Here is a 13,057-nt window from a genome sequence, read left to right as displayed (position 1 = left end):
CCGCGAAAAACGAACCTTCTCGGCATCGTAACGTCGACCTCAGACACGCACACGTGATCGTGAATTATGCCGAGGGTGTCGACCTGCCGATACGCTCGATACATGATTGCCGCCGCCGTGAAGTTCTTGCTGATACTTGCGGCTGCTGCTTTTCTCCTCGGTGTCATCGTTGCCCGGTGGCGTCGACCAGCGCCTAACGACGCGGCCGCTACAGCACGACACACGTCACCCATGCTTTTTATCGCTGGCTGTGCCGTGCTGATCGCGGGCCTCGTGGTGGGCGCCATGGCATTCTTATCGCGCACACAAAACAATGTTGTCGAACTGCGCATCGCTTCGGCAGCGCTCGCTGCTGTTGGCCTCATTATTCTGTTTATTTATTGGCTGGCGCGACGCCGAGCTCAGCGGCCGCGGTAATTTCGAGCCATTCCCGGATGCCGGCATCCGGGGCTTTTTCAATGGCATCGCGGCGCGCTTGCTCAATAACGCTGTCGATCAACACGCGCTGGTGCTGTTGGGCGGAGAGCACGGCGGCTTCGACCATGGCGAGGCTGCGGCGTGTTCGCGCGCTAGAACGGCGTATCTTCGTCGCCCGGAAGCGCCCAACCGTCGGCCGAACCCGGCGTTGCCCACGGTGATTCTTGAGCCGCGGGCGCGGAGCCGCCATAGCCACCGCCGCCTCTTGCGGGAGTCTCGGTCGGCGCTGGGCTGGAGCCCGGGCCACCACCTTGGCGTGCCGCGCGAGTGACCTGTGCGGTAGCGAAGCGCAGAGATGGTGCGACTTCGTCGGCGGTCATTTCGACGACGGTGCGGTTGTTGCCTTCACGGTCTTGGTAGCTGCGCTGCTGAATGCGGCCAGTGACGACTACGCGCATGCCTTTTGTGAGCGACGATGCAACGTTTTCGGCTGCTTCGCGCCAAATGGAGCAGCGCATGAACAGGGCCTCACCATCACGCCACTGGCCGGAGGCCCGATCGAAAGTGCGCGGCGTGCTGGCCACCGTAAAGTTGGCCACGGCCACACCAGACTGGGTGAATCGGAGTTCGGGGTCGGCGGTCAGATTGCCAATAACGGTCAGGTTCGTTTCGTTCATCACTTCACTCGCGTTGTGTATCTTCTTCGCCGGGTTCGACTGTGTCGGGGGTGGCAGGAATCGGGATAGAGATTGAGGTTACCCCTTCGCCTGCAGGATCAAGGCTAGCTGCTGCTACTGTCTGCTCTTCGGGCAGTGCTTCGGCAAAGCCTTGCGGTTTTAAGGGTTCTGAGGGAAGCCCCGCCCATTCGTCGTTGTGCTGTTCGGGTCGCTGCTGAAATAGTCCCATGCTTCTATTGTGCGCGCCGTGACTGGAGGGCGCATGAACGAGTGCACGGGCAGACCCTCGCACAGGCAGGCTGGGGTGCTAGAGGCGCGCGAACTGGTCGATGGCGATGACCGCTTCGCCTACGGCATCCGATGCATCAAGATCGACCCGTGCCGTGATGCGCCAGTCATGGTGCCCTGCCGGGTCGTCAATAATCTGGTGCACAACCCATTCGCGCGGGTTTTCTGCCGTGTCGATGAGTAGGAGCGCAGAGCTGCGCGCGTCGGCACCGGTGAGTATTTCGTCGTGCTCATCGTAGTAGCGGGCCAGGGCGTCGTCCCACCTGGCCTCACCGAAGTCGGGATCGAGCCTGCCGAGTTCTTCGACGTCGTCGCGTGCGGCCAGGAGTACACGGCGAAAAAGTTCGTTGCGCACCAGAATACGAAAGGCCCGTTCGTTGCTGGTGAGGGTGCGGGGTGCCGGGGGCACGATCGGTTCGCTATTGTCGGCGCGTGCCGGGCCTGCCGACACCAGTTCTTCCCACTCGTCGAGCAGCGATGAGTCAACCTGTCGCACAAGTTCACCGAGCCATTCGATGAGATCACGGAGCTCATCGTTTTTTAGGTGCTCAGGGATCGTTTGTGAGGCAGCACGGTAAGCGTCGGACAGGTATCGAAGAACCACACCCTCCGAGCGCGCGGTTTTATAGAACGCCACATATTCACCAAAAGACATGGCCCGTTCATACATGTCTCGCACGACCGACTTCGGATGCAACTCACTGTCGCGAATCCACGGCTGCGCGGCGCTGAACGTCTCAAACGCCGCATGCAGTAACTCGTCGAGCGGGCGGGGGTAAGTGATCTGTTCGAGCAGTTCCATGCGTTCGTCGTACTCGATACCCTCGGCTTTCATCGCGGCGACAGCTTCGCCGCGCGCCTGAAACTCCTGCTGGCTGAGCACCGCTCGCGGGTCGTCGAGGGTGGCCTCAACGATCGACATCATGTCGAGCGCAAAAGTGGGCGATTCAGGGTCAAGCAGTCCAAATGCCGCGAGAGCAAAGGGTGAGAGCGGCTGGTTGAGCGCAAAGTTGGGCTGCAGGTCGACCGTGAGCCGAATCGTGCCGTCTTCGTCTTGCTCAACGACACCCGACTCCCGCAGCGTGCGATAAATGCCGAGGGCGCGAAGCGCCAGTATCCGCTGCTGCGCACGCGACTCATGATTATCAAAGATGAGTTTCCGGATGCTGCCAAAAACGTCGCCCCCGCGAGCAATAACGTTCAGCATCATGGCGCTGGTGATGTGCATGTGCGAGGTAAGCGTTTCGGGTTCGGTGTCAACCAGTTTGCGAAACGACGGTTCACCCCACGAAACAAAACCATCGGGCGCTTTTTTGCGCACAATCTTGCGCCGCTTCTTCGGGTCGTCGCCCGCTTTGCGCAGAGCAGCCAGGTTTTCTGTTTCGTGCTCGGGCGCCTGCGCCACAACGGTGCCTGCCGTGTCGAAACCTGCGCGGCCCGCACGCCCGGCAATCTGGTGAAATTCGCGGGCGTTAAGGTGCCGCATCCGGAAACCATCAAACTTCGTGAGGGCGGTGAGCAGCACCGTGCGAATGGGCACATTAATGCCCACGCCCAGGGTGTCGGTGCCGCAGATGACGCGCAGGAGCCCCCGCTGTGCGAGCTGTTCTACCAGGCGGCGATACTTGGGCAGCATTCCGGCATGGTGCACGCCGATACCCAACCGCAAGAGACGCGACAGTGTTTTACCGAATGCGGTCGTGAAACGAAAACCACCCATGAGTTCAGCAATCTGATTGCGCAGCTCACGGGAGGCCACCTGTGCGCTGGCCAGCGCCTGGGCGCGTTCCATAGCGGCAGCCTGCGAAAAGTGAACAATGTACACCGGTGCGCGGTCGGTGCTGAGCAGCTCGGTGATCGTCTCGTGAATGGGTGTGGTCTCATAAAAAAAGTGCAGTGGAACCGGGCGCTCCACACCCGTAACCACGGCCGTTTCACGAAGCGTGCGGCGCGTGATGTCGGCGGCAAGCTCGGTGACGTCGCCGAGCGTTGCCGACATGAGGACAAACTGTGCCTGTGGCAGCGTCAGCAGAGGAACCTGCCACGCCCAACCGCGTTCGGGGTCGCCATAGTAGTGAAACTCATCCATCACCACCTGGCCAATATCGGCGTCATCGCCCTCGCGCAGTGCAAGGTTAGCCACGATCTCGGCCGTGCAGCACACGATAGGGGCGTCGGGGTTCACAGCAGAGTCACCCGTGACCATACCCACACTGTCGGCACCAAAAATGTCGACGAGAGCAAAAAACTTTTCGCTCACCAGGGCTTTAATCGGTGCCGTGTAATGGCTGCGCTGACCGCGCGCCAGAGCCGCGAAGTGGGCACCGACAGCTACCAGCGACTTACCCGTGCCGGTGGGCGTGGAAAGAATAAGATTGCTGCCCGACACGATCTCGATGAGGGATTCGTCTTGCGCGGGATACAGCGAGAGACCGGTGCTTTCGACCCAGTCAACAAACGCCGCGTACACGGCATCCGGATCAGGGCTTGACGCAGCCAGGAACGGAGAGGGATCAAGGCGGGGAGAAGAAGACATGCTCTCTTGATCATGTCACCGAGCACCGACAAAGTCGCATTGGTGCGGTTGCGGGTGCTGTGGGTTTCGGCAGCGTCGGCTGTGCATGGTTGCATAGAGGAGTGCAGCAGACACAGCGAGTGCGTTGGGTAGGGCGATCGATCATCGCCACGGTTGTGTGCTTTATTGTCGGCGCCCTCGCCGGGCTCGTTGTGTTGTGGGGGCCACCGCGGCCGCTCGTCGGTGAACTTTCACTCTCTGTGCCCGCTGCAGGTGTCGCCGGTGTTATTGCGGCGGCAGCGTTTGTGGTGAGCACCGTCATGTATCGCCGCGGCGAAACTGGCGGCATGCCCCGCTGGCAGGCCGTCGTCTCAAACCTCTCGGCGGTATCGCTCACCCTGGCCTTCGCCGGAATCACGGCCCTGGGGCTATTGCTCGCCGGTCAAATCTTGACCATCGGTTTGCAGGGGCTGCGCCTCCCTATGTGGGGCGGCGCAATCTTTACCGGCGCTGCAGCGGCCACCGGAGGCCGATTTGCCTTTACCGCCGGTGTAGGGCTCCGCACCCGCGACCTCGCCAGCGTCCTCTTTGGTTTTCTCGTGATCGGCACACTCTTTGCCATGGTGACCGCCGCCGACGCCACGTGGTGGCAACGCAACTTCTCGCAACTAGGCACAGGCGCCGGAGCCTGGGCATTTAACGGCACGGTGATTGTTGCGGGGCTGCTGATCGCCACCGTGGGCGCATATATCGGCCGTGACCTGCACCGGCTGTATGGCGACGACTCTTTTGCCTCGATCACGTGGTCGGTCGTGCTGTGGGCGGCAACCGGACTCGCGCTCGCTGCCGTCGGGCTGCTGCCCGAACATCTTGTGCCGTTGCCGCACGCCGTGGCTGCTGTTACCGCACTGGCACTGCTTATCGTGAGTGCCATCGCCACCACCGCCGTGCTCAAAAACGCGCCCCGTTTTCTGTGGGTTTCCACGGCCGGATTCGTACTGCTTTCGCTCGCCTCACTCATACTCGCCGACCCGCTCGGCGTTTTCCCGGTGACCGTGCTCGAAGTGATCGTCGTGGGCATCTGCCTGCTGTGGATGTCAACGTTTATTCGCACGCTCGCAGCTCTCACCCCCGATCGCCCCCGCGCCTCACACCGCGGAAAGCTGATGCCCGTGCAGCACTAGTGGTGTTTACAATCAGGGCAGGTAAGCAAACACCCCCAACGGAAGGGTTGTGATGATGTGGATCACGCCTTATCGGGCCTAAAAGCACTGCTGCCTTCGCTGGCCGATTACCGCGACATCAAGCGCACGTGGCGGGGCGACCTCATGGCGGGTGTTACCGTCGGGATCGTTGCGCTGCCGCTGGCGCTCGCTTTCGGGGTGAGCTCGGGAGCAGGCGCCGAAAGCGGCCTGGTCACCGCCATTATTGCGGGTATTGTTGCCGCGATCTTTGGTGGCTCTAATGTGCAGGTCTCGGGCCCCACCGGAGCCATGGTTGTCGTGTTGGCACCCGTACTTGCCGTGCACGGGGCAGGCGCTCTTGCGCTACTGTGCCTGATGTCGGGAGTCATCGTGATCGCCGCCGGGGTCTTCGGTCTCGGCAGGTCGGTGAGTTTTATCCCCTGGCCCGTGATCGAAGGGTTTACCTTCGGTATCGCTGTCATCATCTTTTTACAGCAGGTGCCCACCGCCGTGGCTGGCACGCAGGCCGACAGCACGAACGCTGCCATCGCCGCATTCCAGGCAGTCACCAGTGTTGACCCCGCCAGGGTGGGCTGGGCGCTGCTCATGGTGGCAATCGTTGTGATCACGATGCTTGTAACTGTGCGTATCCACCCACAGTTTCCGGCCTCGCTGGTAGCAATTGTTATTACGGCCGTGCTGGCCGTAACGACGGGCATGCCGGTCGACACCATCGGTGCACTACCGACAGGCCTGCCCGCCCCCATGTTCCCCGAGGTGTCGGGCGAACTCATCGCCGTACTCGCCGGGCCAGCCGTTGCCGTTGCCGCGCTCGCTGGAATCGAATCCCTCCTCGCCGCCCGCGTTGCCGCATCTATTTCTGACACCGGTCCGTACGAAGCCGACCGCGAACTCGTGGGGCAGGGTCTGGCATCTATCGCAGCCGGTCTCTTCGGAGGCATGCCCGCAACAGGCGCCATCGCCCGCACAGCCGTGAGTGTGCGTGCCGGGGCGCAAACACGGCTCGCCGCCATCATTCACGGCGTGCTGCTGCTTCTGGTTGTGCTCGTGGGATCGGCAGTCGTCGCGCACATTCCACTCGCAGCGCTCGCAGGAGTCTTGATGGTCACGGCCATGCGCATGATCTCACTGGCTACCGTGCTCACGGTGATTCGTTCTACACGGTCCGATGCGATCATCTTCATCATTACCGCCATCATCACGATCAGTGTCGACCTGGTTTATGCGGTCATTATTGGTATTGCGGCGGCTGCGTTCTTTGCACTGCGTCAGCTGGCGGGTACCAGTGGTGTGCAGCGGGCCGATCTGCCCGGCCCTGTGCGGCCCGGTGATGAACGCATCGCCGTGTTCCGCTTGGAGGGGGCACTGTTTTTTGGTGCGGCCGAAGCGATGCTCGAGCGCATCACCGAACTGCGCGATATTCACGTGGTGATTATCAGCATGTCGAAGCTGCAAATTCTTGACGCCACGGGTGCTCAGGTGATCACCGAACTGACCTCGTCGTTGGAGCGGCGGGGCATGACCGTGCTCATCAAAGGTATTCAGCCCCAACACTTGGGCCTCGCCGAACGCGTGGGCGTGGTGCGGTCATTGCGACACCGCAATCACCTCTTTGATGACCTCGATGCTGCGGCCGCACATGCGCGAAGCCATGTGGAGCGTTTGCGTCCGGTCGAAGAAAAGTAGCGATCACGGAATACCCTAGGGGGGTATATGGTTGAGGTGTAGTAACGGTCCCCCTAGGAGGAAACAGCCATGACCACCCGCACCTTTACCGTCACCGGAATGACCTGCAGCCACTGCGAAATGTCCGTGCGCGAAGAAGTAGAAAACGTTGCCGGAGTCACACGCATCACCGTGAGCGCCGCCGACGGCACACTCGTCGTTGCAGGCGACGGCGACATCGACGCAGCCGCTGTTATTGCCGCTGTTGACGAGGCCGGGTACAGCGCGGTCAGCGTCTAATCCGCCGAGCACCGGCATCCGATACCGGCATCCGAATACCTCCCGAGCAGAACAGGAACCCATGCATGACCACCCCGACAAACCTCACTCAGGTTGAACTCGAAATCGGTGGAATGACCTGTGCCTCGTGTGCCATGCGCATCGAGAAAAAGCTCAACAAGCTCGATGGCGTAACCGCAACGGTCAACTATGCCACCGAAAAAGCGCGGGTCACAAGCGAAAACACGCTCGATGAGGCCCTGCTGGTTGCCACGGTAGAAAATGCCGGATATAGCGCGACGGTGCCCCCGCCGCCCCAGGCGGCTACAGCCCCCAGCGATACGACTCCGGATGCTACGCCCACGGCCGCCGACCGCGAACTGCAGGGCCTGCGTCAGCGTCTTATCGGTTCTGTCATTCTGTCGGTGCCCGTAATCGTGCTGGCGATGGTGCCGCCCCTGCAGTTCACCTATTGGCAGTGGTTGTCGTTGGTGTTGACGGCGCCCGTTGTGGTGTGGGGTGCGTGGCCGTTCCATCGCGCCGCGGCTGTTAATGCCCGGCACGGCGCAGCCACTATGGACACCCTGATTAGCGTGGGCACGAGCGCCGCGTTTTTGTGGTCGCTGTACGCGCTGTTTTTGGGCACCGCAGGTGTGCCGGGCATGACGCACGGTTTCTCTTTTGCGCTTGAACGCACCGACGGTGCCGCGGCGATTTATCTTGAGGTCGCGGCGGGCGTAACCATGTTTGTGCTTGCCGGTCGCTACTTTGAAAAGCGCGCGAAACGGCAGGCCGGTGCCGCACTGCGTGCCCTGCTCGAACTGGGTGCAAAAGAGGTGGCTGTGCTGCGTGACGGCACAGAAAAACTCGTCGCTATTGATGACTTGCAGGTGGGTGACGAGTTTGTTGTGCGGCCGGGCGAAAAAATCGCGACCGATGGTGTGATTATTGATGGTTCCTCGGCCATTGACGCGTCACTGCTCACGGGTGAATCGGTGCCGACCGAGGTTGCCCCGGGCGATGCCGTTACTGGCGCCACCGTGAACGCCGGTGGCCGTCTGGTAGTGCGAGCCACGCGGGTGGGTGCCGATACGCAGCTGGCGCACATGGCTCGCATGGTCGAAGACGCCCAGACCGGCAAAGCCGAAGTGCAGCGCTTGGCCGACCGAATTTCGGCTGTTTTTGTGCCCATTGTGATTGTTATTGCCCTGGCCACGCTCATTGTGTGGGCAGCAACGGGGCAGGGCTGGTCGATGGCATTCACCGCCGCGGTGGCCGTGCTGATTATCGCGTGCCCGTGCGCTCTAGGATTGGCGACACCCACGGCACTGCTGGTCGGTACCGGCCGGGGCGCACGCATGGGAATCCTCATCAAGGGCCCAGAAATTCTGGAATCAACCCGCCGCGTCGACACAGTTGTGCTCGATAAAACAGGCACCGTCACCGAGGGCCGCATGACCCTCGTCGACACCATTCCGGATGCCACAACCCCCGCCGCCGACCTCCTGCGCCTGGCCGCCGCCGTCGAAAACGGTTCCGAACACCCCATCGCCCGGGCCATAGTGCAGGCAGCAACTGATGGGGCCGGTGTGCTTCCGCCAGTGAGCGACTTCGCTAACCATGCCGGCCACGGCGTGAGCGGGCTTGTTGAGGGCCGTACCGTACTAGTGGGGCGGCGAGCAATGATGTCTGCCCGAGGCATCCGGGTGTCAGAAGAGCTCGAAGCGAGCATGCGCGAGGCAGAAGCTGCCGGACAAACCGCCGTTATTGTGGCGTGGGACGACGCCGTGCGTGGCGTGCTCGTGGTGGCCGACCAACTGAAGGCCAGCAGCAAAGAAGCCGTAACGGCCCTGCGTGCCCTGGGCCTCACCCCGATACTGCTCACCGGAGACAACACGGCAGCAGCCGAACACATTGCCGCGCAGGTAGGAATCGATCGCGTGATCGCCGAGGTCATGCCCGCCGACAAGGTCGATGTTGTGCAGCAGTTGCAAAACGAAGGAAAAGTTGTGGCCATGATCGGCGACGGCGTCAACGACGCACCCGCCCTGGCACAGGCCGACCTGGGCATGGCCATGGGGACCGGTACGGACGTGGCCATCGAGGCATCCGACATCACCCTTGTCCGTGGCGATCTGCGCGTCGCCGCCGATGCCATAAGGCTCTCGCGGCGCACACTCGGCACCATAAAAGGCAACCTGTTCTGGGCTTTTGCCTACAACACCGCCGCGATACCCTTGGCAGCACTCGGGCTACTGAGCCCCATGATCGCCGGGGCAGCAATGGCGTTCTCGAGCGTCTTTGTTGTTGGTAACAGTTTGCGACTGCGGCGGTTCCGGTAACGAACCGGCACGCACTCCGCCACGAAAGTGATACGAGAGGACTCCGCATGACGACCTCGCACGACGAACACAGCGCGCACACGGGGCACGGTGACGACACTGGGCATGGCGCTCACGGTGGGCATGGCGCTCACGGTGGGCACGGTGACCATGGCGGGCACGGCGGTCACGGCGGTCACGGCGGCCACGAAGCGCATGTCGCCCAGTACCGACGGCTGTTCTGGATCAACCTGATTATCGCGATTCCCGTCGTCGCATTTTCGGGAATGTTCGCATCACTCATCGGCTACACGATTCCCGAAAGCGGCCCCACCACCTGGATCGCCCCCATCCTCGGCACCCTCATGTATGTGTGGGGTGGCCGCCCATTCCTGACCGGCGCGGTCGATGAACTACGAGCACGCAAACCCGGAATGATGCTTCTGGTGGCGCTCGCGATCACCGTCGCGTTCCTCGCCTCATGGGGCTCGACACTCGGAATCATCGACAAAGAGCTCGAATTTTGGTGGGAACTCGCCCTGCTCGTCGTCATCATGCTGCTCGGCCACTGGCTCGAAATGCGTTCGCTGGCGCAGAGCAGTTCGGCACTCGATTCGCTCGCCGCTTTGCTCCCGGATGCTGCAGAGCGCATCACCGACGACGGTGTCGAAACCATCCACCCCGACGACCTCCGCATCGACGACGTTGTCGTCGTACGACCCGGCGGCAGTGTTCCCGCCGACGGCATTATTGTCGACGGCCAAGCTGCCATCGACGAATCGATGCTCACCGGTGAATCACGCACCGTCACCCGTAGCGAAGGCGAACACGTCACCGCAGGCACCGTCGCAACCGACTCAGGGCTACGAGTAAAAATCACGGCCATCGGCGACGACACCGCGCTCGCCGGAATACAAAAACTCGTCACCGAAGCACAATCATCAAGCTCACGGGCACAACGCCTCGCCGACCGCGCAGCCGCCTGGCTCTTCTGGTTCGCGCTCAGCGCCGCCATCATCACCGTCATCGTCTGGCTGCTCATCGGCTCACCCGACGACGCCATCGTGCGCACCATCACCGTGCTCGTCATAGCATGCCCCCACGCGCTAGGCCTTGCCATACCCCTCGTCGTATCGATTGCCACCGAACGAGCCGCACGCGCCGGAGTGCTCGTCAAAGACCGAATTGCGCTCGAAACCATGCGCACCGTCGACACCGTACTCTTCGACAAAACAGGCACACTCACCCGCGGCGAACCCGTCGTCACCGCCATCGCGCCCGTTGACGGCCACAGTGCCGACGAAGTGCTGGCGCTCGCGGCCGCCGCCGAAGCCGATAGCGAGCACCCGCTCGCCCGCGCCATCGTGCGCGCCGCCGAAGAAAAAGAACTGGCGATACCTGCGGCATCCGGATTCTCTTCATCCCCCGCCGTAGGAGTAACAGCCACCATCGACGGCGCGACCGTGAGCGTCGGCGGCCCCTACCTGCTCGAAGAAAACGGCGCAGACCCTGTCGCCGAAGCCGAAGAATGGTCGCAAGAAGGCGCCATCATCGTGCACGTTGTCCGTGACAGAAAAGTAGTGGGAGGCCTGCGCCTGGCCGACGAGATCCGCCCCGAATCACGGCAAGCGATCGACGAACTCCACGAACGCGGCGCCGAAGTGGTCATGATCACCGGCGACGCACAGGCCGTCGCCGACTCCGTCGCCCGCGAACTCGGCATTGACCGCGTCTACGCCGGAGTGCGTCCCGAAAACAAGGCCGCCAAGGTTACCGAACTACAAAACGAAGGCAAAACCGTGGCAATGGTCGGCGACGGCGTCAACGATGCACCCGCACTGGCACAGGCCAACGTCGGCATCGCCATCGGAGCCGGAACAGACGTCGCCATCGCCTCGGCCGGCGTCATCCTTGCCGGATCCGACCCCCGCGCCGTCACCTCCGTCATGACGCTCTCCCGCGCCAGCTACCGCAAAATGCGACAAAACCTGTGGTGGGCTGCCGGATACAACCTCATCGCCGTGCCCCTCGCAGCAGGCGTGCTCGCGCCCATCGGCTTCGTCATGCCCATGTCGATCGGTGCGCTACTCATGTCGCTCTCCACCATCGTCGTCGCCATCAACGCACAAACGCTGCGACGCCTCGACCTCGAACGAGAGCCCGCCAAAATCGAAACGCGACCGGATGCTGCGCAGCATCCGGGGCACTCGGGGCATTCGGGGGACACCGGGCACTCGGAGCACACCGGGCACTAATTTCCAGCCGATTCCGAAACGGACTGCGTAGCGTCGGAGGCAGGAGGTAGCGTCATGACCATGGAGATTTCTCCCGTCGACAAAGCAACACTCGCTCAAGCCCGCGATTTACGTGACCGATTTGAGCGGATGCTGCGCGAATACGAGTTCGGTATGCGCGAGGTCGAAACCAAAATTACGATCCTGCGCGACGAATTCACGCACCTGCACGCCTACAACCCCATCGAACACGTAAAAGTGCGGCTCAAATCAGCCGACAGTATTGTCGAAAAAGTGGTGCGAAAAGGCCTCGATGGCGACTTCGACACGATCCGCCGCGAAATTACCGATATCGCAGGCGTGCGCGTTACTTGCAGTTTTGTTGCCGACGTCTATCTGCTGTTCGAACTGCTCACCCAACAAGACGATGTGAGCGTGCGAGTCGTCAAAGACTACATCGCCAGCCCCAAACCTAACGGTTACAAAAGTTTGCACGCCATTATCGAGGTGCCCGTGTATCTATCGACCGGCACCATCCGTGTACCCGTCGAAGTACAATTTCGCACGATCGCCATGGACTTCTGGGCGAGCCTCGAACACAAAATCCACTACAAATTTGCGGGCTCCGTACCACCACGCCTCGTGCAACAGCTCACGGATGCCGCGTCGGCAGCGTCACAACTCGACGCCCAAATGGAACAGCTCCACCGCGAAGCCCACGCCGGCCCCGACATTCACATCGTCGACGTCTAACCGACCGCGTTCGCTACTCGCGTCTCCTTCTTTCCGTCACGTGGCTTAGCTTGCTCGGCCTGGTCCTCCTTGACCTGCCGCTGCGCCTGGCACTCCTTCCTTCCCTCGCCCCGGGTTGCCGAGAACAGGAGAATTGCCGAAAAATGCATGATTTCTGGGATTTTGGCCTCCTTTCGGCAATTTTGCTGTTTTCGGTCAAGTGGTGGGGAGAAAGTAGGGGCAGGCCTGGCTTAGTGCGGTGAGAGGTGTTCCCGGATGCTGGAGATGGGTCGGTTGGCCTGCGGCATCCGGGTCGTGGTTGGTGTGCTGCATGCAGGGCCGGACTGGATCCGGGGGTGGGTTGGCCTGCGGCATCCGGGGGGTGTGGGGTTTGGTGTTGCCGAGAACAGGAAAATTGCCGGGAGACGGATGATTTGTGGGATTTTGGCCTTCTTTCGGCAATTTTGCTGTTCTCGGTCAAGTGGTGGGGGAAGGGTGCAAGAAGGGTGCGGGAAGGGTGCAGGAAAGGTGCAGGAAAGGTGCACGAAGGGGCAATCCGGGAGCATGGGTAGTTGTCCCCATCGCGGTGCCGCACAGAATTTCGTAGTTTGGTTGTTGTCGGGCCGGGGTGGTCCGGTTCGTAAGATTTTCGGAGGTGTGCACGATGGCTGATTTTGGTGCATCATATGGTGCGATGGAGCAGGTCGCATCGTCGTTGTCGCAG

At 61.8% G+C, this 13,057-nt stretch carries 11 protein-coding genes; 7 read left to right on the top strand and 4 right to left on the bottom strand.

Going from position 1 to position 13,057, the window contains the following annotated elements:
* Window positions 1–102: 102 nt before the first annotated feature.
* The gene (locus tag ACQUSW_RS12505) at window positions 103–417 is read left to right on the top strand and encodes a hypothetical protein (RefSeq protein ID WP_428932641.1); all 315 of its coding nucleotides are present in this window, start codon (window positions 103–105) and stop codon (window positions 415–417) included.
* Here ACQUSW_RS12505 and ACQUSW_RS12500 read toward each other — a convergent pair.
* The 4 genes from ACQUSW_RS12500 to ACQUSW_RS12485 form a co-directional block, all read right to left on the bottom strand.
* On the bottom strand, window positions 374–544 hold the full coding sequence (locus tag ACQUSW_RS12500; RefSeq protein ID WP_428932640.1) for a hypothetical protein: 171 nt from the start codon (window positions 542–544) through the stop codon (window positions 374–376). The genes ACQUSW_RS12505 and ACQUSW_RS12500 overlap by 44 nt on opposite strands.
* A gap of 25 nt (window positions 545–569) precedes the next feature.
* Window positions 570–1,097: a single-stranded DNA-binding protein gene (locus ACQUSW_RS12495; RefSeq protein ID WP_428932639.1), complete on the bottom strand. Its 528-nt coding sequence runs from the start codon at window positions 1,095–1,097 to the stop codon at window positions 570–572.
* Window position 1,098: 1 nt separating this feature from the next.
* Window positions 1,099–1,323: a hypothetical protein gene (locus ACQUSW_RS12490; protein ID WP_428932638.1), complete on the bottom strand. Its 225-nt coding sequence runs from the start codon at window positions 1,321–1,323 to the stop codon at window positions 1,099–1,101.
* 78 nt (window positions 1,324–1,401) lie between these two features.
* Window positions 1,402–3,918, bottom strand: a complete 2,517-nt coding sequence (locus ACQUSW_RS12485; RefSeq protein WP_428932637.1) for a DEAD/DEAH box helicase — start codon at window positions 3,916–3,918, stop codon at window positions 1,402–1,404.
* Between the two features lie 101 nt (window positions 3,919–4,019).
* Between ACQUSW_RS12485 and ACQUSW_RS12480 the strand changes: the two genes are divergently transcribed.
* The 6 genes from ACQUSW_RS12480 (at window position 4,020) to ACQUSW_RS12455 (ending at window position 12,354) form a co-directional block, all read left to right on the top strand.
* Window positions 4,020–5,081 carry a DUF998 domain-containing protein gene (locus ACQUSW_RS12480; protein WP_428932636.1) on the top strand — a complete coding sequence of 354 codons (1,062 nt, stop codon included), beginning with the start codon at window positions 4,020–4,022 and terminating at the stop codon, window positions 5,079–5,081.
* 57 nt (window positions 5,082–5,138) lie between these two features.
* Complete coding sequence (locus ACQUSW_RS12475) at window positions 5,139–6,788, top strand: SulP family inorganic anion transporter (protein WP_428932635.1); 1,650 nt, start codon at window positions 5,139–5,141, stop codon at window positions 6,786–6,788.
* 69 nt (window positions 6,789–6,857) lie between these two features.
* A complete protein-coding gene (locus ACQUSW_RS12470) occupies window positions 6,858–7,067 on the top strand; it encodes a heavy-metal-associated domain-containing protein (protein WP_428932634.1) in 210 nt (69 codons plus the stop codon).
* 65 nt (window positions 7,068–7,132) lie between these two features.
* Entirely contained in the window at window positions 7,133–9,388 is a 2,256-nt protein-coding gene (locus ACQUSW_RS12465; RefSeq protein WP_428932633.1) for a heavy metal translocating P-type ATPase, read from the top strand.
* A 47-nt stretch (window positions 9,389–9,435) separates the two neighbouring features.
* Window positions 9,436–11,622: a heavy metal translocating P-type ATPase gene (locus ACQUSW_RS12460; protein WP_428932632.1), complete on the top strand. Its 2,187-nt coding sequence runs from the start codon at window positions 9,436–9,438 to the stop codon at window positions 11,620–11,622.
* A gap of 60 nt (window positions 11,623–11,682) precedes the next feature.
* Window positions 11,683–12,354 carry a GTP pyrophosphokinase gene (locus ACQUSW_RS12455; RefSeq protein WP_428932762.1) on the top strand — a complete coding sequence of 224 codons (672 nt, stop codon included), beginning with the start codon at window positions 11,683–11,685 and terminating at the stop codon, window positions 12,352–12,354.
* The last annotated feature ends 703 nt before the right edge of the window (window positions 12,355–13,057 follow it).

It is taken from the genome of Microbacterium luticellae (assembly GCF_050408645.1).
Taxonomy (GTDB): Bacteria; Actinomycetota; Actinomycetes; order Actinomycetales; family Microbacteriaceae; genus Microbacterium.
Note: the sequence above shows the minus strand (reverse complement) of the source record. Positions and strands in the feature narration are given on the sequence as shown.

What these genes read in the sequence shown, in the direction of transcription:
- ACQUSW_RS12505 (WP_428932641.1), top strand. Translation starts at nt 103, where the DNA reads ATGATTGCCGCCGCCGTGAAGTTCTTGCTGATACTTGCGGCTGCTGCT.
- ACQUSW_RS12500 (WP_428932640.1), bottom strand. Translation starts at nt 544, where the DNA reads ATGGTCGAAGCCGCCGTGCTCTCCGCCCAACAGCACCAGCGCGTGTTG.
- ACQUSW_RS12490 (WP_428932638.1), bottom strand. Translation starts at nt 1,323, where the DNA reads ATGGGACTATTTCAGCAGCGACCCGAACAGCACAACGACGAATGGGCG.
- ACQUSW_RS12485 (WP_428932637.1), bottom strand. Translation starts at nt 3,918, where the DNA reads ATGTCTTCTTCTCCCCGCCTTGATCCCTCTCCGTTCCTGGCTGCGTCA.
- ACQUSW_RS12470 (WP_428932634.1), top strand. Translation starts at nt 6,858, where the DNA reads ATGACCACCCGCACCTTTACCGTCACCGGAATGACCTGCAGCCACTGC.
- ACQUSW_RS12465 (WP_428932633.1), top strand. Translation starts at nt 7,133, where the DNA reads ATGACCACCCCGACAAACCTCACTCAGGTTGAACTCGAAATCGGTGGA.
- ACQUSW_RS12460 (WP_428932632.1), top strand. Translation starts at nt 9,436, where the DNA reads ATGACGACCTCGCACGACGAACACAGCGCGCACACGGGGCACGGTGAC.
- ACQUSW_RS12455 (WP_428932762.1), top strand. Translation starts at nt 11,683, where the DNA reads ATGGAGATTTCTCCCGTCGACAAAGCAACACTCGCTCAAGCCCGCGAT.